The organism is Streptomyces sp. NPDC088785, from assembly GCF_044750685.1.
Lineage (GTDB): Bacteria > Actinomycetota > Actinomycetes > Streptomycetales > Streptomycetaceae > Streptomyces.
On sequence record NZ_JBIVKH010000004.1, the window covers coordinates 56,259 to 79,717 of the forward strand.

The window sequence follows — 23,459 nt, forward strand, 5'->3', positions numbered from 1 at the left end:
GGCTTCTCTCAGAACAGGAGGGAGTGGCCCGGCGCGGTGCGCGGGCTGAAAAGAGCAAGGGGGAGCACGGGGGTACGGGGGAAAAGGGAGCGCCCCTGCTAAAGTGGAGGCACCCCTCGACTTAATGAATGGTAGCGGAGGGGTACCTCCGGTTCAACCTCGTGTGGAGGCAGCATGACCACGGACAGGGAGCGCGTCGGCGGCGTGGTCGCCGCGCAGCGCCCGCGCCGCGCGGACGCCCGGCGCAACTTCGACGCGCTGCTCGCCGCCGCCCGGGAGGCGTTCGCGGAGAAGGGCGGGGAGGCGTCGCTGGAGGACGTCGCGCGCCGCGCGGGGGTCGGCATCGGCACGCTGTACCGGAACTTCCCCACGCGCCAGGTGCTCTTCGAGACGGTCTACGCGGACGAGGTCGACGCCCTGTGCCGGCTCGCGGAGGAGGTCGCCGGGGCGGCCGATCCCTGGCAGGCGCTCACGACGTGGCTGCACCGCTTCGTGGAGTACACCGTCACCAAGCGCGCCGTCCGCGAGGCGATGAGCGGCGAGTCCGAGATCTTCGTCTCCTGCCGCCGCGCCATGCTCGACGCGGGCGAGCCCCTGCTGCTGCGCGCCCAGCGCTCCGGCGCGGTGCGCCCCGAGGTGACCTTCGACGACCTCCTGCGCATGGTGTCGGGCGTGGCCGGCGCGTCCTACGTGGACGACGCCCAGCGCGACCGGGTCCTGACCTACGCCCTGAACGGCATCCACCGGACCCCGTGAGGACCCCGGGCGCCACCTGCCCCGCCGGGGGGGGCGACTACGGCGCGAACGCCACCGGCCCGTGCTCGTCGACCGGCGCCGGGACCTGCCCGCCCGCGACGACCAGGGAGTCCCGCGCCGCTCCCCGGGTCAGGAGCACCACCCCGCGCGCCGCGAGCACGGCCCCCGCCCCGGCGAGGACGAACCCCGCGACACCGCCCTGGAGCCGCTCGCCCAGCAGCGAGAGCCCGATCACGGCGGCGGCGACCGGATTGGCCAGGGTCACCATCGCCAGCGGGGCGCCGAGCCCGCCCTGGTAGGCGGTCTGCGACAGCAGCAGCCCGCCGGCGGCGAACAGCGCGACCAGCACCGCCACCACCACGACCTGCGCCGTGAACGGGGAGCCGGACCGGTCCGTCGCCGCCACCGTCACCGTCTGGGTGAGCGCGGAGGCGACCCCCGACGCGACCCCGGACGCGGTGGCGTGCCGCAGCCCGGGCCGGGCGCCGCGCCGGGCCAGCACCCCGATGAGCGCCGTCGTCAGGCCGGCGACCGCGAGCGCCTGCGGCAGCGAGAGCGTGTCGTCGGGCTCCGGGCCCGACGCGGTCACCAGCAGCGCGCCCAGGCCGAGCAGGGTCAGCGCGGTGCCCCGCCACTCGCGCACGGTGACCCGCCGCCCGGCGATCCGCGCCCCGAGCGGCACGGCCGCGACCAGCGTCAGCGCGCCGAGCGGCTGGACCAGGGTGAGCGGCCCGTACTTGAGGGCCGCGACGTGCAGCAGCGCCGCTCCGGCGTTGAGCAGCACCGTGAGCCACCACGACCCGGTGGCCAGCAGCCGCAGGGTGCCGCCGCCCGACCGCGAGGCGAGCCGCTCCTGGGCGACGGCCGCGGCGGCGTAGGCCACTGCCGACACCAGGGAGAGCGCGACGGCGAGCAGGGTGGCGCTCATCGCTCGGCCCCGCTCGCCACGGGCCGCGGCGCGGTGGCCGCCGACGTGGAGCCGGGGGTCGGCGACACCCGCACGGGGATCCGGACCGGCATCCGGGCCAGGACGTCGGAGGCGGACAGCGAGCCCGGCGCCGTCCGCGACGCGGGCCGCGGCGACCACGGCACGACGCCGGGCGTGCCCCGGCTCTCGGCGGCGGCCACCGGGCGGGCCGGGACCGGCAGCAGATGCCGGCCGATGCCCCGCCCGTGCACGGTGCGGGGCAGCCGGATCACCGCGAGGGCGATCCCGAGCAGCGCCGTCGCCGCGAGGGCGTCGAGCCAGTAGTGGTTCGCCGTGCCGACGACCACGAGCAGGGTGAGCAGCGGGTGCAGCAGCCACAGCCAGCGCCACTTCGAGCGGGTCGCCGCGATCAGCCCGACGGCGACCATCAGGGCCCAGCCGAAGTGCAGCGAGGGCATGGCCGCGAACTGGTTCGCCATGGTGTCGGTGGCCGGCTCGGCCGCGTAGACGGAGGGCCCGTAGACCTGCGCGGTGTCCACGAGGTGCGCCGCCGCCAGCATCCGCGGCGGCGCCAGCGGGAACGTCAGGTGCAGCACGAGCGCGGCGGCCGTCAGCGCGGCCAGCACCCGCCGCGTCCACACGTAGTGCCGCGGGCGGCGCAGGTACAGGAAGGCCAGGAACGCCAGCGTCGCCGGGAAGTGCACGGTCGCGTAGTAGGTGTTCGCCACCCGGACGAGGGTGTCGCCGTGCAGCAGGGCGCCCTGCACCAGACCCTCGCCGGGCAGGTGCGCGGACCGTTCGAGGTGCCAGACGTCGCCGGCGTTGCGGAACGCCTCGGCGGTGTGGCCATTGGCCAGCTGGCGGCCGAACTTGTAGACGAGGAAGAGTCCTACGACCAGCAGGAGCTCGCGGACCAGGGGTGGTCGGGCGACGGATGCGTCCGGCTCCGGTTCGGCAGGCTCGGTAAGGGAATTCATCCCCCGGCCCCTTTTCGTGACGACTGGGTGGTGCGTGATTCTGCGTGGGTGCGCCGGTGGCGCGGTCGAGCACGACTCGCATCGTGCTTATCGGTACGCCAGTGTACCGAAACGATGGCGTACCGGTACACTGGCGTATCGATAGTGGTTGTGATCTCATCGACACCGGCCACCGAACCGAGGAGCACCGTGATGACGACGCGCGACCAGGGAACCGCGACCGTGCGAACGACCGCGCCGACCGCCTCGCGCCGCTCCAAGATCACCCCCGAGCGCGCCCAGGAGTTCTACGACGCCGTGCTCGACCAGCTCCGCCGGTTCGGGTACGAGGCGCTGACCATGGAGGGCGTCGCCGCGCAGGCCTGTTGCAGCAAGTCGACGCTGTACCGGCAGTGGCGGACGAAGCCGCAGCTGGTGGCCGCCGCGGTGCGCGCCGGCCGCTGCGTGACGTTCCTCGCGGCGGACACGGGTACCCTCGCCGGGGACCTGGTGGCCGCCGCGCGGCACGCGGCGGCGCAGGGGAAGCGGGACACGGCCCTGCTCCAGGCGCTCGGCCACGCGATGCTCCAGGACTCGGAGCTGAAGCGGGCGCTGCGCGAGGCGCTGGTCGAGCCGGAGATCGCGTCGATCGACGCGATGGTGGCGCGGGCCGTGGCGCGCGGCGAGATCGCCGCCGACCATCCGGCCCTGCCCTATGTCGCCGCGCAGCTCTTCGGGGTCCTGCGGAGCAGGCCCGTCCTGGAAGGGCGCGACGCCGACGTCGACTACCTGGTCGGCTTCGTGACGCGCGTCCTGATTCCGGGACTCGGCCTGACCTGGGAAGGTCAGGCCCCCTAAAGACGGGAGACCGCCGGTCGCAGGGATGACCGGCCGGCGGTCTGCCCGCGCCGCACCGTGGGGACGGGGGCGGCGCGCACCCCCGGGCCGGGCGGGTTCCTCCTTGAGCGGAGGGGCACCCGCCCGGCCCGCATGCCGTGGCGGGGCGGCCGGGCGGTCAGACGCCCTGGCCGCTGCCGCCCGAGGCGCCGCTGATGTCGGCCGTCTTGACGCCCTCGACGATCTCGTCCATCGCCGAGTCGTCCGGCCCCGCGGCCTTCTCCTTCGCCGTCCGCGGCTTGTCCACGCCGATCCGGATCACGACCAGCGAGCCGGACGCGGTGGGGGACGGCAGGGCGACCGACTCCACCCAGGCGTCGACCTTCGCCTTGGTCCGCACGCTCCAGCGGACCAGGTAGCCCTTCTTGCCCGCCACCGTGATCTTCTTCGACAGCACCTGCTCGTGCCCGGTGATCCCGCCATAGGTCTTGCCGCCGTAGGACTCCTTCGCGTTCTTGGCGATGTCCTCCTTGGCGGCGGCCTCGGCGCCGGTCGCGGACAGCTTGAGCGTCTTCGACGACGCGCTGGAGGCGCCGCCCCTCACGCACCGCTTGCCCGAGCCGTCGGGGCAGGAGTACGTGCCCGTCTGCACCCCGGCGGACCCGACGCCGTCCGCGCCGGTCCAGCCCTCGGGCACCGGCAGGGCTATCCCGTTGCCGATGTCGGTCGCGAAGCCCTTGTCGAGCGGGGCCCGCGGCGACCCGTCGGGCGCCTGGGGAGAGGGGCTGCCGTCCGGCCCGCCGGTGCCGCCGCTGCCGCCCCGGCCGCCGTCACCGTTCTCCGGGCCGCCGCCGCCCGGCGGCTCGGGCCGCTGCGAGGAGGAGCCGGCCTTGTCGTCCTTGCCGCTGTCGCCCGCGTTCAGCGCGTACACGCCGCCGCCGATCCCGGCGAGCACCACCACCGCGACCACCGCCGCGATGGCGATGCGCGCCGTGCTGCGCGGCTTCGGCGGCAACTGCCCCGGATAGGCCGGATAATTGGGGAATGCCGGATAGGCCCCCATCGGCGGATGTTCCGGGGCGCCCGGTATGGAGGCCGGCTGCGGGGGCAGCGGCGCCGGAGGCTGGGCCGGGGGCCGGTCCGCCCCGGGCACCGCGTCCTGCGGCGGGATCGGCGACGGGGTCGTGGCGGGCCGGACCTGTTCCGTCCAACGGCCGCCGTCCCACCAGCGTTCGGTGCGCGGGCCGCCTGGAACCTGTCCCGGATCGGGGTACCAGCCTGCGGGAGTCTGCGACGTCATGGCCGCCACAGTATGAGGCGCGCCTGAAAGGCGGATGAGAGGGGCGCCCTTCGGCCGCGATGCGGGCGGGATCGTTATCCGCGGGCCCCGCCCCGAAGGCCGGGCCCACCCCGCGGCGCCGACCATTTTCGACCGGCTCCGCAACCCCCCACCACGGCGCCGCGCCGCGCACTACTCTCGTGACCAGTACACCACCCGTACGCGATGGACCGTCGACTCATCGGCGGGCACGACACCTGGAGGGTGCGGCATGACTCAGGGACGGCACTCCGACGCCGCCTCCTGTGGGCCCCAGTTGTGGGAGCGGGAGCCCGAACTGGGCGTCGCCGTGAGAGCACTGGACGACCTCTGCGCGGACGCCGCATCATCGGGCAGCCTCGTCGTCTACCGCGGCGAGGCGGGGATCGGCAAGACCGCCCTGCTCGACCAGGTGCGCCGGCGGGCCCAGGGCCGGGCCACGGTCTGGTCGGCACGGGGCGGCGAGACCGTCACCTCCGTACCGTTCAACGTCGTACGGCAATTGCTCCAGCCCGCGCTGCTCGCGCTCTCCGAGGAGGAGTCCCGCGAGTACTTCGGCGACTGGTACGACATCGCGGGCCCCGCGCTCGGCATAGCCGCGCCCACCGGCCGGCAGGCCGACCCGCAGGGCGTGCGGGACGGACTCGTCGCGGCGGTCTCCCGGCTGGCCCGGCTGCACTGGCCGCTGGTCCTGCTGATCGACGACGCGCACTGGGCCGACCTGGAGACCCTCGAATGGCTCGTCGCGTTCGCGGAGCGGCTGGACGACCTGCCGGTCCTGGTCGTCGTCGCCCAGCGCGACCCGGAGGACCCCCAGGTCGCCAACTGCCTGGACGCGGTCGCGGTCGCCGCCCGGCAGGGCACCTCCCGGCTGCGCCCGCTCAGCCCCGACGCCGCCGCGGGCCTGACCCGCGTCACACTCGGCCCGCACGCCGACGACCCGTTCTGCCGCGAGGTGTGGGCCGTCACCGGCGGAAACCCCTACGAGACCGTCGAGTTGCTGGCCAAGGTGGGGGACGCCGGCATAGCGCCCGAGGAGTCCCACGCCGCCGAACTGCGCGCGCTGAACAAGACGGCCCGCGGCCGCGGCCTCGTCACCCGGCTCGAAGGACTCGGCACCGACGCCACCCGGTTCGCCTGGGCCGCCGCCGTCCTCGGCACCCGCATCGAACCGGGCCTCGCCGCCCTCCTCGCCGGGATGAACCCCGAGCAGGCCGGCCGCTGCGCCGAACGGCTGCGCACCGCCCGCATCCTGACCGACGGCACCTACGGCGACGTCGGCACCCTGGAGTTCGTGCACCCGCTGATCGCCACCGCCGTCTACCAGTCGATCCCGTCGGCCACCCGCACCGCCATGCACGGCCAGGCCGCCTGGGCGGTCACCGCCTCCGGACACGGCCCGGCCGCCGCCTCCCGGCACCTCCTGGAGGTCCACCCGGACGACGATCCCGAACTCGTCGAGCAACTGCGCGCGGCGGCCCGCGAACACCTCGCGGTCGGCGCCCCGGCCGCGGCCCGGCGCTGCCTGGAGCGCGCCCTGAAGGAGCCGCCGCTGCCCGAGCTGTGGCCGCACGTGCAGTACGAGCTGGGCTGCGCCACGCTGCTCACCTCACCGGCCACCACGGTCCGGCACCTGCGCGCCGCCCTCGAAGCCACGCCCGGCCTGTACGGCGAGGAGCGCGTCGACGCGGTGTGCCGGATGGCCCAGGCCCTGGTCCACAACGACCAGCTGGCCGACGCGCTCACACTCATCGACGCCGAGTCCCGCCGCCTCGAACCCGGTCCCGAACGGCTGCGCCTCCAGGCCAGCCGCTTCTTCTGGGAGAGCATCTACAACGGCGAGTCGGACGCGCCGGCCCGCTCCCGCCGGCTCGCCGACCTCGCCGCCCAGGTCACCGGCCGGGACAACGCGGAGCGGGTGCTGCTCATCCTGCGCGCCTTCGACATGATGAACCGCGGTGAGAACGCCGAGGAGGTCGCCGAGCACTGCGACCGGGCCCTCGTCAACGGCCGCCTCGCGCCCGGACTCGGCTGGACCGACACCGAGTGGAGCTTCGAGATCCTGATCGCCCTCGGGTTCTCGTACATCTTCTCCGACCGTCTCGACCGCGCCGAGAGCCTGTTCGCGGAGGGCATCCGGGCCTACGAGAGCGCCGGCTGGAGCGGCGGACACCTCGCCGTCGCCCACGCGTTCGCCGGATACGTGCACCGCAGGCGCGGCCGGCTCACCGAGGCGGAGGGCATGCTGCGCGAGGCGCTGCGGCTGACCGACCGCGTCGGGCGCGGACTGCCCATGCACTGGGACGCCGCGGGCAAGCTCATCGACACGCTGCTCGCCCGGGGCCGGCCCGACGAAGCCCTCAAGATCGCCGAGCGCTACGACTACGCGCCGCCCTACCCGTCGACGATCCTGTTCCCCGAGGCGTACTCCGTGCGCGGCCGCCTGATGCTCGCCGTCGGCCGCACCGCCGAGGGCATCAGCGAACTGGAGGCGGCGGCCAAGGCCGCGCAGGCCCGCGGCGGGCACAACACCATCGTCTCCTCGTGGGCCTGCGACCTGGCCCGCGCCGTCGCCGACACCGACCCCAGGCGCGCCGCCGAACTCGCGGTGCTGGCCCGCGTCCAGGCCGAGCGGCTCGGCACGGACACGGCGATAGGGGAAGCACTGCGCTGCGCCGCCGCCCTGGAGACGGGACAGCGCCAACTGACCCTGTACGCCAAGGCGGTGACCTATCTCGAAGCGTCGCCGTGCGCGTACGAGCACGCCCTGGCCCGCGTCGAGTACGGCATCGCGGCCCGGTCCAGGGACGAGCTCAACCGCGGCCTCCAGCTGGCCCGTTCGTGCGGGGCGGAGGGACTGGCCACGCGGGCGCGGGAGGTGCTGGAGACCGGGCGCGGACTGCACTGACCGCGACCCGTGCGACCCGTGCGACCGGCGCGACCCGTGCGACCGGCCGCCCGGGACCGGTACCCGGCGACCGGCCGCCCGGGACCGGTACCCGGCGGCCGGTCTCAGGCGCCCGGGGAGGCGCCCTCCTCCCCGCCCCTCTCCGCGCCGGCCTCGGCGAGCACCCGCTGAGCCACGGCGAACGCCGCGTTGGCCGCCGGGACGCCCACGTACACCGCGCACTGCTGGAGCACCGCCCCGATCTCCTGCGGGGTGAGGCCGTTGCCGAGGGCCGCCCTGACGTGCATGGCCAGCTCGTCGTGGTGGCCGTGCGCGACCAGCGCCGTCAGCGTGACCATGCTGCGTTCGCGGCGGGTGAGCGTCGGGTCGGTCCAGATCTCGCCCCACGCGTACCGCGCGATGAAGTCCTGGAACCGGGCGGTGAACGGCGTCTGCCGGGCCTGCGCCCGGTCGACGTGCGCGTCGCCGAGGACCTGGCGCCGCACCTCCATGCCGCGCCGTTCACCCGCCCCGAAGTGCGCGCGCAGCGCCCCGAGGACCGCCTCGGGGCGCTCGGCGACGGCCAGGTGCGAGGCGCCGGACAGCTCCACGAGTCCGGCGCCGGGCACCGCGTCGGCGATCTCCCGCAGATGCGCGGGCGGTGTCGCCGGGTCGTCGCGCCCGGCGATCAGCAGCGTGGGCGCGGAGATGTCCCGCAGCCTCTCGCGCAGGTCGAAGGCGGCGAGCGCGTCGCAGCAGGCCGCGTACGCCTCGGGGTCGGCGTCCCGGTTGTCCCGCACCAGGCGCGGCACCGAGAAGCCGGGGGTGAACCAGCGGGCGGGCGCGCTCGCGGCCACCCCGGCCGTGCCCTCCTCGCGGACCAGCGCGGCCCGTTCCCGCCAGGGGCCCGGCCCGCCGAAGTGCGCGGAGGAGCAGAGCACGGCGAGGTCGCCGACCCGCTCCGGGTGGTGCACGGCGAGGTGCAGCCCGACGGCGCCGCCCAACGACACGCCCGCGTACGCGAACCGGTCGATGCCCAGCTCGTCGGCGAGCGCCAGGACGAGGGCGGCGAGGTCGCCGACGGTGGCGCCGGCCGAGATCAGTGAGGCGTCGGACCCGCCGTGCCCGGGCAGGTCCCAGCGCACGACGCGATGGGTGGTGGACAGCTCGGGCGCCACCCGGTCCCACAGCGCGAGGGAGGTGCCGAGGGACGGGCCGAGGAGGAGCGGCGGCGCGCTGGGGGAGCCCTCGGCGCGATGGTGCGGAAGGCGGCTCACGGTGCACTCCGGGCAGGACTCATGGGGGACTCCGGGCAGGTTTCGCGGTGGATTCGGGGCAGGGGCGGGGCGGGGTTTTCAGGTGCGGGTCAGCGCCCGGTCGACCAGGGCTCCCGCCGCCCCCGGGTACCGGGCCGGATCGAGCAGCGCCCCGAGGTCGGCGGCGGCCAGGGCGGGCTCGGCGGCGAGCACCTCCCGCAGCGGACGGCCGCTCTCCCGGGCCGTCGCGGCGGCAGCGGCGAGCAGGTCCCGGGCCCGCGCCCGGCCCACGGCGCCGGCCAGTTCGGCGGCGATCCGCTCGGAGACGATCGCGCCCCCGGTCAGCTCCAGGTGCGCCCGCATCACGTCGCCGCGCACCACCAGCGCGCGGGTCAGCTCGGCGGTGTCCCGCGCCGCCCCGCCGACCAGCCGCAGCAGCTCCCGCAGCGTGGCCCACTCGGCGTGCCAGGCCCCGGCGGCCCGTTCGTCCTCGGCGGCCAGCGAGCCGTAGAGCGTCGCGGCGAGTCCGGGCGCCCGCCGGGCCGCGGCGGCGACCAGCGTGGAGCGCACCGGGTTCGCCTTGTGCGGCATGGCGGAGGACCCGCCGCCCGCACCCTCGGCCAGCTCCCCGATCTCGGTACGGGACAGGGTGAGCACGTCCGCGGCGACCTTGCCGAGCGCGCCCGCCGCGAAGGCGAGCGCCCCCGCCAGGTCGGCGACCGGGGTGCGCAGCACGTGCCACGGCAGCACCGGTGCGGACAGGCCGACCTGCCGCGCGTAGGCGTCCACGAGGGCGAGCGGGTCCGGGGAGCCGTACGCCGCGAAGGCCGCCAGCGTCCCCGCCGCGCCGCCGAGCTGCGCCGGCAGCACGACCGCCCGCAGCCGGTCCCGCGCGTCGAGCACCAGCGACCGCCAGCCGGCCGCCTTCAGTCCGAACGTCGTCGGCACGGCGTGCTGGGTGAGCGTCCGGCCCGGCATGACGGTGTCCCGGTGCGCGACCGTGAGCCGCGCCAACTCCCGCGCCGTGGAAGCGAGTTCCTCGTCCACGAGGTGCAGGGTCCGCGCCGCGACCAGCATCAGCGCGGTGTCGAGCACGTCCTGGCTGGTCGCGCCCCGGTGCACGTACGCACCGCAGTCCGACGGCACCGCCGCCGTCAGGTCGGCGACCAGCGGGATCACCGGGTTGCCGCCGGCGCGGGCCCGGCGCGCGAGGTCCTCCCCGTCGAAGCGGTCGGCCCGGGCCGCCGCCGTCACCGCGTCGGCGGCCGACGCGGGGGCGAGGCCGAGCGCCGCCTGGGCCCGGGTCAGGCCCGCCTCCGCGTCCAACAGGGCCTGGAGGAAGGCCACTTCCGAGGTGGAGTGCTCGGTGGGCGCGCCCTGGCCGCCGGGGTCGAACAGGCTCATGTGAACTCCAGGAAGACCGTCTCGCCCTCGCCCTGGAGGCGTACGTCGAAACGGAACGTGCCGTCCGCCTGCGGGCGGGCGATGAGCGTGTCCCGGCGCTCGCGCGGGAGCCGCGCCAGCAGCGGGTCGGCGGCGAGCACCGTCTCGTCCGACGGGAGGTAGACGCGGGTGAACAGGTGGACGAGGAGGCCGCGCGCGAACACGCACACACTCAGGTACGGGGCGCTGCGGCCGCGCGCGCCGGGCCGCAGGGTCCGCGCGTACCAGTGGCCGTTCGCGTCGGTCTGGACGCGGCCCCAGCCGGTGAACTCCACGCCGTTGCGCCCGAGATAGCCGCCCGTCGCCGGGTCGCGCCGGATCGAGCCGTCGACCCGCGGCAGGTTCCCCTCGGGGTCGGGTCCCCACAGCTCCAGGAGGGCGTCCGGGATGGGGGCGCCCGCGCCGTCGAGGACGTGGCCCTGGAGCGTGATCGTGCCGGGACGGCCGACGGGGGCGATGTCGGGGCCGCCCGGGAACGGCAGCGCGTAGCCGTAGAACGGGCCGACCGTGTGCGAGGGCGTGGGCAGCACCCGGTCCGGTCGGCCGGTGTCGATCCTGGTCATGGTGTCGGCTCAGCGCCCTTCCGCTATCCAGGTGGCCCGCGGGCCGTCGAGCACGATGTCCCAGTGGTAGCCCAGGGAGAACTCCGGGACCGACAGGCTGTGGTCGTAGGTGGCGACCAGACGCTGCCGGGCCGCGTCGTCGGTGACCGACTGGAGAATCGGGTCGTACGGGAACAGCGGGTCGCTCGGGAAGTACATCTGCGTCACGAGCCGCTGGGTGAACGCCGGGCCGAACAACGAGAAGTGGATGTGCGCGGGCCGCCACGCGTTGAGGTGGTTGCGCCACGGATAGGGCCCCGGCTGGATCGTGGTGAAGCGGTAGCGGCCCTGATCGTCCGTCAGCGTCCGTCCCACGCCGGTGAAGTGGGGGTCCAGCGGGGCATCGTGCTGCTCGCGCTGGTGCGCGTACCGGCCCGCCGCGTTGGCCTGCCAGATCTCGACCAGCTGGCCGGGCAGCGGGCGCCCGGCCCGGTCGAGGAGGCGCCCCGAGACGGTGATCCGCTCGCCGATCGGCTCCCCGGCGTGCTGCCGGGTGAGGTCGCTGTCGGTCTCGGTGATGTCGCGCTCGCCGAAGGCGGGGGCGGCCAGCTCCACCAGTTCCGGGTCCTGCGACACGTCGATGCCGACGGGCGGGTGCCCCGGGTGGCGCAGCGCGGACGAGCGGTAGGGCGCGTAGGCGCGGCGCGGATGGTGCTCGACGGGCGCCCCGCCGGCCAGCCGGCGCGCGTACGCGGCCCGCTCGGCCGCAATCTCGGCGTCGATGTCGTGCTGGGTGAGGGTCATGGGCGTGCGTGGCCTTCCTGCTGTTCCCGTACGAGGGCGATGCCCCGGCCGACCGGCCCCGAATAATGCTCAGTGTGCTGAGTAGTTTTCGAACGGGCGCCACGTTGCCACTGGGGGAGAAGGGCGTCAAGGGTCTAGCATTGCTCAGTGCACTCACAAAGATCCGACGCAGACCGGAGGGCCGCGATGGGCGCGGTGGACCTGAGCGGCCATCCCGGACACCTCGCCCGGCGGCTCCAGCAGGCGCACCACCTGCTGTGGACCACGATGGTCTCCGAGGAGGTCACCTCGCCGCAGTTCGCGGTGCTGAACGCGCTGGTGGCCGAGCCGGGCCTGGACCAGCGCACGGTGGGCGAGCGGGTGGGCCTGGACCGCTCCACCATCGCCGAGGTGGTCGGCCGGCTGGCCCGGCGCGAGCTGATCGACCGGGTGCGCGATCCCGGGGACGGCCGCCGCCGGCTGCTCCGCCCGAGCGCCGAGGGGCTGCGCGCGCACAAGAGGCTGACCCTGCGCACGGCGCGGATGAACCAGATCTTCCTGGCACCGCTCGACGCGGCCGAGCAGACGCAGTTCCTCGACCTCATCCAGCGGGTGGCGGACGCGGCGGAGGGGCTCCGGCGCCCGCAGGACCCGGCGGCGGGCGCGGACGGCTGACGGACTCCGGCGGGCGCGGCCACAGGCTGTAGGGCGGTCTACTTCTTCACTTCTTCGCGAACACCACCCACACCTGCCCCGGCGCGAACGGCAGCGGGCCACCGCGGTCCCGCGTGGTGAACGCGGTGCCGCTGCGCGGCGACGGACGGGACCAGCGCGCGTCGAAGACCCGCCCGTCCCGCAGGACCAGCGCCCGCCCCGACCCGACGGTCCGCGACAGCGGCGAGGTGCTGCCGTTCACGTCGTGGAAGCGCGAGGGCAGCACGTCGACGTACTGCACCACGACCGTCGGCGCCGCGAGGCGCGCCCCGTCGGCGTTCGTCGCGGGGCGCCCGTCCATGCCCACCAGCCACCGCCCCCGGCCGGCGGACCAGTCGAAGGCGAACCGGGCGGCGGGGAAGGACACCGTCTGCCGGGAGCGCGGCCGCCCGCCCGCGGGCACCTTCGCGGCGAACCGGAAGCCCGCCGCCGCCCCGGCGCCCGCTCCGGAGACCGTCCGCCCGAGGCGGCCGGGCCGCAGATACAGGTTGTGCGGCGCGGGCCTGCCGCCGCCCCGGACATAGGCGGCGGCCCGCGCGCCCTGCGGCACCGCGCGCAGCGGAGCCGCGTCGATCAGCGGCCGGAGCCCGCCCTGCGCCCCCGAGTAGGCGAGCGTCGGCTCGCGGAACTGGCGCAACAGCTCCAGATCCGTCTCACGGGCGCTGCGCACCGGCCCCACGACGTCGGGCACCCGGCTCCCGAACACCGCCATGAGCCGGCTGAGCCCGCCCTCCACCTGCTCGACGTACACGATGTCGGCGTCCTCGACGCCGGTCTGCGGGCGGGCCGCACCCACGTTGTCGACCTTCACCGCGAGGACGGACGACCGCCCCGCGAGCGACGCGCCGCCCGACGGCGTCCCCGTGGGCCTGCACCCCGGGGCGAGCAGCCCGAGCGCACCGATGACAAAACCCCGCCTGCGCATCTCGTCCACGCCCCCGGCCTACCCGCCGCGGGCCCCCGTCACCCCGGTTCAGCGCAGCACGTCCGCCAGGTCGAAGGTCACCGGTTCCGCCAGCTGCGCGTACGTGCAGCTCTCGGGCTCCCGGTCCGGACGCCAGCGCCGGAAGCGGGCCGTGTGCCGAAAACGCGTCCCGTTCTCCATGTGGTCGTACGCCACCTCGCAGACGCGCTCCGGCCGCAGCGCCACCCACGACATGTCCTTCTTGCCCGACCAGCGGCTCGGCGCCCCCGGCATCCGGCGCGCGTCGTGGGCCGACTCCTCGCCCCAGGCCGCCCACGGGTGCCCGGCGGGGTCGGCCATGCGCAGCGGCTCCAGCTCCGCGATCAGTTCGGTGCGCCGCTTCATGGTGAAGGCCGCGCAGACCCCGACGTGCTGGAGGGCGCCCCGGTCGTCGTGCAGGCCGAGGAGGAGCGAGCCGACGACGGGCCCGCTCTTGTGGTAGCGGTACCCGGCGACCACGCAGTCCGCCGTCCGCTCGTGCTTCACCTTGATCATCAGGCGTTCGTCCTGGCGGTAGCGCAGATCGAGCGGCTTGGCGACGACGCCGTCCAGGCCCGCACCCTCGAACCGCTCGAACCACTGCTCCGCCAGCGCGGCGTCGGTCGTCGCGGGCGCCAGGTGCACCGGGGCGTCGGCGCCGGCCAGGGCCTCCGCCAGGAGCCGTCGGCGCTCGGCCAGCGGAGTGTCCAGCAGCGCGGTGTCGCCGAGCGCCAGGACGTCGAACGCCACGAACGAGGCGGGGGTGCGCTCGGCGAGGGTGCGCACCCGGGACTGCGCCGGGTGGATCCGTTCGCTCAGCGCGTCGAAGTCCAGCCGCCCGTCCCGGGCCACCACGATCTCCCCGTCGAGGACGCAGCGCTGCGGGACCCGCTCGGCCAGCGCCGCCACCAGTTCGGGGAAGTACCTGGTCAGCGACTTGGTGGTGCGGCTGGTCAGCTCGATCTCGGGGCCGTCGCGGAAGACGATCGCCCGGAAGCCGTCCCACTTGGCCTCGTAGTGCATCCCCGCCGGGATCCGGGCGGCGGACTTGGCGAGCATCGGCCGGACCGGCGGCATCACGGGAAGATCCATGCACCGATTCTGTCCCGTGCGGCGGCGTATCGCCCGGTATGCGCGCTTCGTCGGAGCGGCCTAGCGTGGGGCCATGGGCAGCAACGGCACGGCGGTGGAGCTGGCGGCGGGCGGTCGGACGGTGCGACTCTCCAGCCCCGACAAGGTGTACTTCCCCGACGGCGGCGAGTCGGGATACACCAAACGGGACCTCGCCGCCTACTTCCTCGCGGTCGGCGACGGCATCGTGCGCGCCCTGCGCGACCGCCCCACCACGCTGGAGCGCTACCCCGAGGGCCTGGCCGGCGAGTCCTTCTACCAGAAGCGCGCCCCCAAGAACCTGCCCGACTGGATCCCCACCGCCACCATCGCCTTCCCCTCCGGGCGCACCGCCGACGAGATGTGCCCCACCGAGATCGCCGCCGTGGTGTGGGCCGCCCAGTACGGCACCCTCACCTTCCATCCGTGGCCGGTGCGCCGCGGCGACCTCGAACACCCCGACGAACTGCGCATCGACCTGGACCCGCAGCCCGGCACCGACTACGCGGACGCCGTCCGCGCCGCCCGCGAACTGCGCTCCGTGCTCGACGAGTTCGGCGGACTGCGGGGCTGGCCCAAGACCTCCGGCGGGCGCGGCCTGCACGTCTTCGTGCCCATCGAGCCGCGCTGGACCTTCACCCAGGTGCGCCGCTGCGCCATCGCCGTCGGCCGCGAGCTGGAGCGCCGGATGCCGGGGTCCGTCACCACGGCCTGGTGGAAGGAGGAGCGCGGGGAGCGGATCTTCGTCGACTACAACCAGACCGCACGGGACCGCACCATCGCCTCCGCCTACTCGGTCCGCGCCCGCCCGAACGCCCCCGTCTCCGCCCCGCTCGACTGGGACGAGCTGGGCGACGCGGTGCCCCGCGACTTCGACATCGTCACCATGCCCCGGCGGTACGCCGAGCGCGGCGACGTGCACGCGGACATGGACGCCGAGCGGTACTCGCTGGAGGCCCTGCTGGACCTGGCCGCCAAGGACGAGAAGGACCACGGCCTCGGCGACCTGCCGTACCCGCCCGAGTACCCGAAGATGCCGGGCGAGCCGAAGCGGGTGCAGCCGAGCCGGGCCAGACACGAGGACTGACCCGGCCCGGACCGCCGCACCGCCGCGCTAGGGGAGTTCCTTCACGCGGACGTCCCGGTACGAGACGACGTCCGACGTGCTGTGCACCTGCAGCCCCACGTAGCCGGAGGCGTAGCGCCGGCCGTCGGTGCCCGGGTCGTCGCCCCGCGGGGGTTCGAAGACCTGGCCACCGGTGTTGTCGAACTCGTTGATCAGCACGCCGTTGCGGTAGATCGAGAAGTGCTGGTCCACCACCTTCACCTCGTAGTCGTTCCACGTGCCCTTCTGGGTGACACCCGCGCCCGCGAGCCCCACCCGGTCGAAGCCGTAGACCGAACCGGTCTTGTACATGTCGCCGTCGGGCCGGTCGAGCACCTGGATCTCGTGCCCGTACTTGATGGCGACCCACTCCGGGCTCGGCTCCTCGGGGTTGCCGTGCACCCACGGGAAGCGCACGAACACACCGCCGTTGGCGTTGCCCGTGCCCGGCGCGTCGTCACGCCACTGGAGCTTCAGCGAGAAGTTCCCGTACTTGCGCTGCGGGAACCAGAGCATGCCCATGCCGTCGACGTCCGTACGGCTGGTGATCGAACCGTCGGCGTTCAGCGTGAACTTCCCGCCGCCGACCTGCTCCCATTCGGCGAACTGCTCCTGCGTGCCGTCGAGGATCTTCGTGTAGCCCTCGGTCTGGCCGGGTGTGCCGATCGGGGACTGCTTCGCCGCCTTGTTGAGCACGGTGTACTCACGCCGGTCGACGACGCCCGCCTTGAGGAGCCGGTCGGTCACCGTCTTCACGTGCTTCACGAAGAGGGCGTGCGACGTCCACTCCTTCTCGTCCTCGATCAGCTCGCCGATCCGGCACCGGTTGTCGGTGACCCGGTTCGGGATGCCCGTGTCGGCCGCGCCGACGAACACCGTGGAACGCTCGTCGTACTCCGGGCAGTCGGGTGCGGGCACCCCGCCGCCCGAGGCGACCGCGAACACGAAGGTCTGCGCCGCGGCGGTGTTGCCCGCCTTGTCGCTCGCCCGGTACGCGACCGAGTGCGCGCCCACCCGGTCCACCACCACCGGCGCGGTGTACGCGAGATAGGGGCCGCCGTCGAGCGAGTACTCGATCCGGTCGACCCCGGAGTCGTCGTCCGCCGCCGTCACCGTCAGCCTGGCCCGGTTGAGGTAGGCGCCGTCGGAGTTCTTGTCGCCCGCGACCGCGAGGGACACGGTCGGCGCGGTGGTGTCCTGCGCGGGCGGCGCCACGACCGTGAAGCCGACGGACTTGTCGGCGGCCCGGTTGCCCGCCTTGTCCGTGGCCCGGTAGCGCACCGTGTACGCGCCCGGGTCGTGCACCATCACCGGCGCGGTGTACGGCTGCCAGGCGCCGTCCGCGCCGACCGCGTACTCGATGGTGTTGACGCCGGAGCCGGTGTCGGACGCGGTCACGGTGACCGTCGCCATCCCGAGGTAGGCCCCGTCGGCGTCCTTGTCGCCGGTGACCGTCGCGGAGGTCTCCGGCGGTGCCGTGTCGTCCGTCGGCGGCGCCACCACGGTGAACTCCAGCGACTTCTCGGCGGACTGGTTGCCCGCCTTGTCGACCGCCCGGTACTTCAGCGTGTGCGCCCCGACCCGGTCGACGACGACCGCCGCCGCGTACGGCGTGTAGGCGCCGTCGTCGAGGGCGTACTCGATCCGGTCGACGCCCGAACCGGCGTCGGTCGCCGACACGGTCACCGACGCCGACCCGACGAACGCGCCGTCGGCATTGGTCTGGCCTTCGGCCTTGGCGGAGGTCTCCGGCGCGGTGGTGTCGTCACCGCCGCCGCCGTCCGTCACCGTCAGCACGCCCGTCATGCTCGTGTGGCCCGGGATCGTGCAGTGGTAGCGGTACGTGCCGGGCGAGAGGGTGACCTCCACCGAGTGCTTTCCGCCCTGGTCGTCGTTCGGGTTGGCCAGGATGTTCAGCGGCACGTCGTTGTTGTACTCGGGATCCGACACGTCGAACGTCAACGTGTGCGGCATCCCCGTGGTGTTGCCGGTCGCCGCGCTGTTCTCGAAGACGATCGTCGCCTTGCCCGCGACCGCCGTGGCCGGCGCCGACGCGTACTTCGTGATGTCGTCGCCCGCCGTCCACGTCAGCACCTGCTCGGCCGCCGCGCCGGACGGCTCCGGCTGGCTGTACGCGGCCTGGGTGCCGCCGAGCCCGAGGAGCAGCAGCAGCGCCGCGAGCAGCGCGATCACATGTCTGGGTCGTTCTCCTGTCCGCATGGGTCAGCCCTTCCTGGCCAGCTGATCGGCCGCCGGGGTCGGCCCGCCGCCGGTGTACGTGACCTTCCAGAGCGCCGACTTGGAGTCGGAGGTGAAGAAGCCGCGCCCGTAGTCGAGGACGTACAGCGCACCGTCGGGACCGAACTTCCAGTCCATGAGGTTCTTGATGCCGTCGTTCCCGACCGGGACGATCTTCTTCAGCGACTCGGAGTGGACCGGCAGCCCGCCGTCGCCCTGGGTCGACGGATCCATCACCACCGCGTTGCGCGGCTGGTCGGAGTCGTAGAAGTCACCGACGAACCACTTGCCGTCCCAGTAGCCCGGCCACTGGCCGGCGCTGGTGACCGAGGGGTCGTACCGGTAGACCGGCCCGTCCATGGCCGCCTGGCCGCCGCCCTTGAGCCACGGCAGCAGATAGGTGGCCTCGTCCTGCTTGTAGGACGGGACGCCCTTGGCGTCGCGCGGATAGTCCGGGGCGCCGCCCTGCGGCGAGTACCAGATGTTGTTCCCGGTGACCGGCGGCAGATTGACGAGCCCGTCGTTGTTCGGCGACTCGTTCTTCGGGTGGTCGCAGTCGTACCAGCCGAGCGGTTTGCTCGGGTCCGGCAGATTGCGGTCGCGGTAGGGCTGCTTGTTGCCCATGCAGTACGGCCAGCCGCGGTTGGACGCCTTGGTGATGACGGCGAACGTGTCGTACTTCGCCGGCCCCCAGGTCGTCGACGGCTCACCGGCGTCCGGACCGACCCAGCCCGCGTACAGGGTGTCGGTCTTCTTGTCGACGGAGATGCGCGCCGGGTTGCGGACGCCCATCACATAGATCTCGCCGCGCGTCTTGCCGCCGCCCTCGGCCGTCTCCTTGCCGGTGAAGAGGTTGCCCTCCGGCAGGGTGTACGTGCCGTCGGCCTCCGGGTGGATGCGCAGGATCTTGCCGTTGAGGTTGTGGGTGTTGCCCGCGGTGCGGCGCGCGTCGGCGAACGAGACGCCCTTGTAGTTCGGCTGCGGGTTGTTGCCCGAGTAACCGTCGCTGAACTGCGAGGAGTTGTTGTCACCGGTCGCGATGTACAGGTTCCCCCTGGAGTCCCAGGCCATCCCGCCCCCGGCGTGGCAGCAACTGTGCACCTGCACCGGCCACTTGAGCAGCACCTTCTCGCTGCCCAGGTCCAGCTTGTCCGTGGCCGGGTCGAGCGTGAACCGCGACACCCTGCGCTCGGCGAGCTGCTTGTCCCGGTCGAGCTGCGCGTGCGGTGTGTAGTGCAGGTACACCCACCCGTTCCGCTCGAACCCCGGGTCCAGCTCGATGCCGAGCAGCCCTTCCTCGACCTTGACCAGCTCGTCGCCGCCGCCCTTGTTGCCGAAGACGGTCAACTCGCCGGCCAGGGTGACCTTCTTGGTCTTCGGGTCGTAGACGTGGATCTGCCCCTTGCCCTTGCCGACGTCGGGGTCGTTCCAGTCCGTGACGACGGGCTGCGAGGAGTCCGCGCCGCCGCGTCCGATGTACAGGATCCGCCCGTCGGGCGCGCTCACCAGGCCGTGCGGCTCGCCGATCTGGTCGTTCCGCCCGGGCTGATTGGCCTGCGTGAGCCGCTCGGCCTTGTAGTTGCCGTTGATCGTCGCCTTGCAGTCGGCGCGCACCAGACGCGTCGTCCACAGCAGCGCGCCGCGCAGGTGGTCGCGGAAGTCCGCCTCGTCGTAGCTGGCGGCCGTGCCTCCCATGCCGGTGTAGAAGGACCGGCCGCCGTCGTAGTCACGGCACCAGCTCACCGGATGGTCGCCGCCGTTGGCGCCGGCCCCCGGCCGGTACGTCGACTCGCGCACCCGGGCGACGGTGTGCACGTCGCCGGACGGGTTCTCGGCCCAGTTCAGCCACTGGTCGGGCCGCTTCCACTGGACCGGCAGGTCCTTCGTCGCCGGATGCACCCGGTCGCCGACCTCGACGGTGGCCCGCTGGGTGTCCGTCGGCGAGGAGGCGGCGGGCCGGGCGCCCACGAGCCCCGTGAACCAGTCCGAGTACGGCTCGGCGCGCGCCGCGTCGTGGACGCCGACGAAACCGCCGCCGGCCTCCATGTACGCCTCAAGACCGGCCTCCTGGTCCGGGTCGAGGACGTCCCCGCCGCCGGTCAGGAACACCACGGAGTTGAAGCGCCCCATCCGGGTCCCGTTGGTGAAGACGGAGGCGTCGTCGGTCGCGGTGACGGTGAACCGCTGCCCGGCCGGGCCCGTCCGGCCGATCGACTCGATCGCCTCGATGCCCGCGTCGACCACGGGCGACGCGTCGCCGCCCGCCGCCGACCCGTAGAACAGCAGGACCCGGACCGTGGCGCCGCCGGGCGGCGACTTGACGGACATCGTTGTCACGGGCGGTGCGCCGGGATCCGGGTAGGCGCTGGCGTTCGGGATGCTCAGCAGGCCCGCCGCGAGTGCGCCGGCGGCGACACCGCCGGCCAGGACCCGGCGGCGTCTGCGCCTGCTCGCTCTGAACTCTCGTAGGGAAGAAGGCATTTGATGCGGTAAGCGCCGCATGTGTTCACTCACCCCTCGTCGGACACAGCAACAGCGCGGTGAAAGCTAGACCTCTTTTCGCGGCCCGCCAATAGGTATGACCGCAATCGCACGAACTTTGTCCTGAGTGTGGATAAACGAAGATCAGCTGGCTACGGTGATCGGCGCGATGCCCTGTGTGACGTGAATGCCGGTACGAGGCTGGGGAGTTGGCCGTGACGGACCACGAAGAGGCGAACCGAGCGAGCGAGAGCGACCGACGCGCGCTCAGCCGCCGCATGCTCATCGGCGGCGCGGTGGCGGCGACGGCGGGGGTGACATCGTTGTCCATCGGGGCCGCGGCGCCGCCCGCGGCGGGCGCCGACACCCCGCCGCGCACCGCGCCAGCGGGCGGCGAGGTCAGACGGATCACCCTGTTCGCGGAGAAGCTGGCGGACGGGCAGCTCGGGTACGGCTTCGAGAAGGGCAAGGCGTCCGTCCCGGGCCCCCTGATCGAGCTCAATGAGGGGGACACGCTGCACATCGAGTTCCACAACCTCACCGACGTCGACGCCAGCCTGCACGTCCACGGCATGGACTACGAGGTCTCCAGCGACGGCACGCGGATGAACCGCAGCCACGTCGAGCCCGGCGGCACCCGCACCTACACCTGGCGCACCCACGCCCCGGGCCGCCGCAAGGACGGCACCTGGCGGCCCGGCACGGCCGGCTACTGGCACTACCACGACCACGTGGTGGGCACCGACCACGGCACGGGCGGCATCCGCAAGGGCCTGTACGGCCCGGTGGTCGTGCGCCGCAAGGGCGACGTCCTGCCCGACCCCGGCAAGACCTTCACCATCGTCTTCAACGACATGACGATCAACAACAGGGCGGCCCACGAGGCGCCGACCTTCGAGGCCACCGTCGGCGACCGGGTCGAGATCGTGATGATCACGCACGGCGAGTACTACCACACGTTCCACCTGCACGGTCATCGCTGGGCGGACAACCGCACCGGCCTGCTCACCGGCCCCGACGACCCGACGCAGGTCCTCGACAACAAGATCTGCGGCCCGGCCGACTCGTTCGGGTTCCAGATCATCGCGGGGGAGGGGGTGGGCGCCGGGGCGTGGATGTACCACTGCCACGTCCAGAGCCACTCGGACATGGGGATGGCGGGTCTGTTCCTGGTGAAGAAGGCCGACGGGTCGATCCCGGCCTACGACGACCCCCATCACATGTGAATCAGATGTGAGCCCGTCACCGGCGGACCGCCGCGACCAGTCCGCCGGGACCCTCCGTACCGCTCGCCGGGGTGCCGGCCGGGCGGCCGTAGGCGGCACCCCGCTCGCGCAGGGTGTGGCTCTCGGCCTCCCAGCCGTGCCCGGCGAGCCAGCGCACCGGGTCGTCGGGCATCTCCGAGACCCACAGGGACGCCGCCGATCCCGGCGCGGCGTCCGCGCCGAAGCGCTCGACCGTGCCGCGCGAGCCCAGGGTCAGCCCCATCCGGCTGCCCGCCGCCGACCGCGCACCGATCCGGGCGAGCAGCAGCTCCACGGCGTCCTCGGGCAGATAGATCAGCAGCCCCTCGGCGATCCAGACGGTCGGCTCCGCCGGGTCGTGGCCCGCGGCGGCCAGCGCGCCCGGCCAGTCGTCCCGCAGATCCACCGCGACGGTGATCCGCTCGCAGCGCGCGACGGCCCGCTCCTGGCGCAGCACCGACTCCTTGAACTCCAGCGGCGCCGCGGTGTCGACCTCGAACAGCCGGGTGTCCTCGGGCCAGTCCAGCCGGAAGGCCCGGCTGTCCATGCCCGCGCCGAGCAGCACGACCTGCCGGATCCCGGACGCCGACGCCGCACGGAGGAGGTCGTCGAGGAACCGGGTCCGCACGACGATGGAGTACGACACGGCGAGCCGGCGGCGCCGCGCGGCCTCGTCGTCGGGCAGCGGCGCTCCGGAGGGCCACAGGCCGCCGGCGGCGCCGCGCGGCCTCGTCGTCGGGCAGCGGCGCTCCGGAGGGCCACAGGCCGCCGGCGGCGGCGAAGGCCCGGGCCAGCGGGTCGTGGAACAGCGCGTTCGCCCGGCCGGTCTCCAGCGCCCGCACCCGGGCCACCCCGACCGCGGTGGCCCACACGCCCGACGGCGCGGGCCGCTCCCGTTCCCCAGTCACCGGGCCAGCCTAGACCGTCGTTCCTCCCCCGAGCAGGCCGGCCGGGGTGCAGGTGGCCGTCGGCGTGCGGTCGGGGATCGACGTCCGGGACCCGGTGCGAGGGCTTGAACATCCCGTGGGCAGCTGTGTGGGTTTGAAGGCGGAGCGGTGGAGCACTCGCTTAATCAGTTCTTATTTCCCCTGGTTGGAGGCGCCTGATGGGTATCATCGCGTGGATCGTCATTGGACTGCTCGCGGGAGCCATCGCCAAGCTGCTGCTGCCGGGCAAGGACCCGGGCGGCATCATCATCACCATGCTGATCGGCGTCGCCGGCGGACTTCTCGGCGGCTGGCTCGGAAAGGTCATCTTCGGCGTCGACTCGATCGACGGCTTCTTCAACCTCTCCACGTGGGTGGCCGCCATCGTCGGCTCGCTGATCCTGCTGATCCTCTACCGCGTGATCACAGGTAATCGACGTCGCGCCTGAGCCCACGCGCGGATCCACCGGCCGCACCGTACGAACGGCTCCGCCCTCCCGGGAACCCCGGGAGGGCGGAGCCGTTCGTATCGCTTCGGGTGCGGGCTAGTTGATGATCTCGGCGCGGCCGTCCCGCCGCATCGCGGTCAGCCGGTCGTGCCACATCCGGAGGGCCTCGGGCGTCAGCCGCGTCCAGTCGGTGACCTCACCGACGATGCGGAGCGGTTCCCTGCTGCGGTAGGAGCGGGTGGGATTGCCGGGGAACTTCTTGTCGGTGACGTTCGGGTCGTTCTCGAAGTCACCGGTCGGCTCGACGACGAACACGCGCGGAGCCCCGTCCCCGGCCGCGAGTTCGGCGGCGAGCCCCGCGCCGTCGCGCAGCGCGGTGAAGTAGATGTGGTTCATCACGATCTCGGGCCGGTAGTTGGACCGGAAGCCGGCGCTGAGCCGGTCCCCGACCTTCAGGTCGGCCTTCGTCCCGTGGAAGAACGGCCCCTCGTCCAGCACCTCGTCCATCGCGGAAGATTATCAGCCCGGCCCCTCGCCCCGATC

At 73.7% G+C, this 23,459-nt stretch carries 18 protein-coding genes and 2 pseudogenes; 7 read left to right on the top strand and 13 right to left on the bottom strand.

What is annotated here, in order from left to right:
- The first annotated feature begins 174 nt into the window (after nt 1-174).
- Nucleotides 175-756 (top strand): TetR/AcrR family transcriptional regulator, encoded by a 582-nt coding sequence (locus ACIP5K_RS14260; protein WP_401409134.1) that lies wholly within the window; start codon nt 175-177, stop codon nt 754-756.
- Nucleotides 757-793: 37 nt separating this feature from the next.
- On the opposite strand, the gene ACIP5K_RS14265 is transcribed toward ACIP5K_RS14260, so the two are convergent.
- Together ACIP5K_RS14265 and ACIP5K_RS14270 are read right to left on the bottom strand one after the other, a co-directional pair.
- A complete protein-coding gene (locus tag ACIP5K_RS14265) occupies nt 794-1,684 on the bottom strand; it encodes a hypothetical protein (protein WP_401409137.1) in 891 nt (296 codons plus the stop codon).
- A gap of 190 nt (nt 1,685-1,874) precedes the next feature.
- Nucleotides 1,875-2,661: pseudogene (locus ACIP5K_RS14270) on the bottom strand (phosphatase PAP2 family protein); the annotation flags it as partial.
- Nucleotides 2,662-2,853: 192 nt separating this feature from the next.
- Between ACIP5K_RS14270 and ACIP5K_RS14275 the strand changes: the two are divergent.
- The gene (locus ACIP5K_RS14275) at nt 2,854-3,498 is read left to right on the top strand and encodes a TetR/AcrR family transcriptional regulator (protein WP_401409139.1); all 645 of its coding nucleotides are present in this window, start codon (nt 2,854-2,856) and stop codon (nt 3,496-3,498) included.
- A gap of 157 nt (nt 3,499-3,655) precedes the next feature.
- Here the strand turns inward: ACIP5K_RS14275 and ACIP5K_RS14280 are convergent, their stop codons facing one another.
- Nucleotides 3,656-4,777, bottom strand: coding sequence for a DUF2510 domain-containing protein (locus ACIP5K_RS14280; protein WP_401409142.1), 1,122 nt, complete (start codon nt 4,775-4,777; stop codon nt 3,656-3,658).
- Nucleotides 4,778-5,027: 250 nt separating this feature from the next.
- Between ACIP5K_RS14280 and ACIP5K_RS14285 the strand changes: the two genes are divergently transcribed.
- Entirely contained in the window at nt 5,028-7,703 is a 2,676-nt protein-coding gene (locus ACIP5K_RS14285) for an ATP-binding protein (RefSeq protein ID WP_401409145.1), read from the top strand.
- A 104-nt stretch (nt 7,704-7,807) separates the two neighbouring features.
- On the opposite strand, the gene pcaD is transcribed toward ACIP5K_RS14285, so the two are convergent.
- The 4 genes from pcaD to pcaH form a co-directional block, all read right to left on the bottom strand.
- Entirely contained in the window at nt 7,808-8,959 is a 1,152-nt protein-coding gene (gene pcaD / locus ACIP5K_RS14290) for a 3-oxoadipate enol-lactonase (RefSeq protein WP_401409148.1), read from the bottom strand.
- Nucleotides 8,960-9,037: 78 nt separating this feature from the next.
- Nucleotides 9,038-10,342, bottom strand: a complete 1,305-nt coding sequence (gene pcaB, locus ACIP5K_RS14295; protein ID WP_401409151.1) for a 3-carboxy-cis,cis-muconate cycloisomerase — start codon at nt 10,340-10,342, stop codon at nt 9,038-9,040.
- Nucleotides 10,339-10,944: a protocatechuate 3,4-dioxygenase subunit alpha gene (pcaG, locus tag ACIP5K_RS14300; RefSeq protein WP_401409154.1), complete on the bottom strand. Its 606-nt coding sequence runs from the start codon at nt 10,942-10,944 to the stop codon at nt 10,339-10,341. The genes pcaB and pcaG overlap by 4 nt, the downstream gene beginning before the upstream one ends.
- Before the next feature lie 9 nt (nt 10,945-10,953).
- Nucleotides 10,954-11,727, bottom strand: coding sequence for a protocatechuate 3,4-dioxygenase subunit beta (gene pcaH, locus ACIP5K_RS14305; protein ID WP_401409156.1), 774 nt, complete (start codon nt 11,725-11,727; stop codon nt 10,954-10,956).
- Nucleotides 11,728-11,913: 186 nt separating this feature from the next.
- Between pcaH and ACIP5K_RS14310 the strand changes: the two genes are divergently transcribed.
- Nucleotides 11,914-12,381 carry a MarR family winged helix-turn-helix transcriptional regulator gene (locus ACIP5K_RS14310; protein ID WP_401409158.1) on the top strand — a complete coding sequence of 156 codons (468 nt, stop codon included), beginning with the start codon at nt 11,914-11,916 and terminating at the stop codon, nt 12,379-12,381.
- A gap of 46 nt (nt 12,382-12,427) precedes the next feature.
- Here the strand turns inward: ACIP5K_RS14310 and ACIP5K_RS14315 are convergent, their stop codons facing one another.
- Both ACIP5K_RS14315 and ACIP5K_RS14320 read right to left on the bottom strand, forming a co-directional pair.
- Nucleotides 12,428-13,345 carry a DUF3048 domain-containing protein gene (locus tag ACIP5K_RS14315; protein ID WP_401410189.1) on the bottom strand — a complete coding sequence of 306 codons (918 nt, stop codon included), beginning with the start codon at nt 13,343-13,345 and terminating at the stop codon, nt 12,428-12,430.
- A gap of 48 nt (nt 13,346-13,393) precedes the next feature.
- Nucleotides 13,394-14,455, bottom strand: a complete 1,062-nt coding sequence (locus ACIP5K_RS14320) for an ATP-dependent DNA ligase (RefSeq protein WP_401409161.1) — start codon at nt 14,453-14,455, stop codon at nt 13,394-13,396.
- Nucleotides 14,456-14,528: 73 nt separating this feature from the next.
- On the opposite strand from ACIP5K_RS14320, the gene ligD reads away from it, so the two are divergent.
- Entirely contained in the window at nt 14,529-15,560 is a 1,032-nt protein-coding gene (gene ligD, locus ACIP5K_RS14325; RefSeq protein WP_401409163.1) for a non-homologous end-joining DNA ligase, read from the top strand.
- 27 nt (nt 15,561-15,587) lie between these two features.
- On the opposite strand, the gene ACIP5K_RS14330 is transcribed toward ligD, so the two are convergent.
- Nucleotides 15,588-17,798: an OmpL47-type beta-barrel domain-containing protein gene (locus ACIP5K_RS14330; RefSeq protein ID WP_401409166.1), complete on the bottom strand. Its 2,211-nt coding sequence runs from the start codon at nt 17,796-17,798 to the stop codon at nt 15,588-15,590.
- A gap of 3 nt (nt 17,799-17,801) precedes the next feature.
- Nucleotides 17,802-20,318: a ThuA domain-containing protein gene (locus ACIP5K_RS14335; protein WP_401409169.1), complete on the bottom strand. Its 2,517-nt coding sequence runs from the start codon at nt 20,316-20,318 to the stop codon at nt 17,802-17,804.
- A 257-nt stretch (nt 20,319-20,575) separates the two neighbouring features.
- On the opposite strand from ACIP5K_RS14335, the gene ACIP5K_RS14340 reads away from it, so the two are divergent.
- Nucleotides 20,576-21,523: a multicopper oxidase domain-containing protein gene (locus tag ACIP5K_RS14340; protein ID WP_401410191.1), complete on the top strand. Its 948-nt coding sequence runs from the start codon at nt 20,576-20,578 to the stop codon at nt 21,521-21,523.
- Nucleotides 21,524-21,539: 16 nt separating this feature from the next.
- Here the strand turns inward: ACIP5K_RS14340 and ACIP5K_RS14345 are convergent.
- Nucleotides 21,540-22,413 (bottom strand): annotated as a pseudogene (locus ACIP5K_RS14345) (SAM-dependent methyltransferase).
- A gap of 233 nt (nt 22,414-22,646) precedes the next feature.
- Between ACIP5K_RS14345 and ACIP5K_RS14350 the strand changes: the two are divergent.
- The gene (locus tag ACIP5K_RS14350) at nt 22,647-22,916 is read left to right on the top strand and encodes a GlsB/YeaQ/YmgE family stress response membrane protein (RefSeq protein ID WP_401409172.1); all 270 of its coding nucleotides are present in this window, start codon (nt 22,647-22,649) and stop codon (nt 22,914-22,916) included.
- A 96-nt stretch (nt 22,917-23,012) separates the two neighbouring features.
- Here ACIP5K_RS14350 and arr read toward each other — a convergent pair whose 3' ends face one another.
- The gene (gene arr, locus ACIP5K_RS14355) at nt 23,013-23,423 is read right to left on the bottom strand and encodes an NAD(+)--rifampin ADP-ribosyltransferase (protein WP_401409175.1); all 411 of its coding nucleotides are present in this window, start codon (nt 23,421-23,423) and stop codon (nt 23,013-23,015) included.
- Between the last annotated feature and the right edge of the window lie 36 nt (nt 23,424-23,459).

Excerpts from the sequence above, each read along its gene's own strand:
- ACIP5K_RS14260 (WP_401409134.1), top strand. The coding sequence starts at position 175 with ATGACCACGGACAGGGAGCGCGTCGGCGGCGTGGTCGCCGCGCAGCGC.
- ACIP5K_RS14265 (WP_401409137.1), bottom strand. The coding sequence starts at position 1,684 with ATGAGCGCCACCCTGCTCGCCGTCGCGCTCTCCCTGGTGTCGGCAGTG.
- ACIP5K_RS14275 (WP_401409139.1), top strand. The coding sequence starts at position 2,854 with ATGACGACGCGCGACCAGGGAACCGCGACCGTGCGAACGACCGCGCCG.
- ACIP5K_RS14280 (WP_401409142.1), bottom strand. The coding sequence starts at position 4,777 with ATGACGTCGCAGACTCCCGCAGGCTGGTACCCCGATCCGGGACAGGTT.
- ACIP5K_RS14285 (WP_401409145.1), top strand. The coding sequence starts at position 5,028 with ATGACTCAGGGACGGCACTCCGACGCCGCCTCCTGTGGGCCCCAGTTG.
- pcaB (WP_401409151.1), bottom strand. The coding sequence starts at position 10,342 with ATGAGCCTGTTCGACCCCGGCGGCCAGGGCGCGCCCACCGAGCACTCC.
- pcaG (WP_401409154.1), bottom strand. The coding sequence starts at position 10,944 with ATGACCAGGATCGACACCGGCCGACCGGACCGGGTGCTGCCCACGCCC.
- pcaH (WP_401409156.1), bottom strand. The coding sequence starts at position 11,727 with ATGACCCTCACCCAGCACGACATCGACGCCGAGATTGCGGCCGAGCGG.
- ACIP5K_RS14310 (WP_401409158.1), top strand. The coding sequence starts at position 11,914 with ATGGGCGCGGTGGACCTGAGCGGCCATCCCGGACACCTCGCCCGGCGG.
- ACIP5K_RS14315 (WP_401410189.1), bottom strand. The coding sequence starts at position 13,345 with ATGCGCAGGCGGGGTTTTGTCATCGGTGCGCTCGGGCTGCTCGCCCCG.
- ACIP5K_RS14320 (WP_401409161.1), bottom strand. The coding sequence starts at position 14,455 with ATGGATCTTCCCGTGATGCCGCCGGTCCGGCCGATGCTCGCCAAGTCC.
- ligD (WP_401409163.1), top strand. The coding sequence starts at position 14,529 with ATGGGCAGCAACGGCACGGCGGTGGAGCTGGCGGCGGGCGGTCGGACG.
- ACIP5K_RS14330 (WP_401409166.1), bottom strand. The coding sequence starts at position 17,798 with ATGCGGACAGGAGAACGACCCAGACATGTGATCGCGCTGCTCGCGGCG.
- ACIP5K_RS14335 (WP_401409169.1), bottom strand. The coding sequence starts at position 20,318 with ATGCGGCGCTTACCGCATCAAATGCCTTCTTCCCTACGAGAGTTCAGA.
- ACIP5K_RS14340 (WP_401410191.1), top strand. The coding sequence starts at position 20,576 with ATGCTCATCGGCGGCGCGGTGGCGGCGACGGCGGGGGTGACATCGTTG.
- ACIP5K_RS14350 (WP_401409172.1), top strand. The coding sequence starts at position 22,647 with ATGGGTATCATCGCGTGGATCGTCATTGGACTGCTCGCGGGAGCCATC.
- arr (WP_401409175.1), bottom strand. The coding sequence starts at position 23,423 with ATGGACGAGGTGCTGGACGAGGGGCCGTTCTTCCACGGGACGAAGGCC.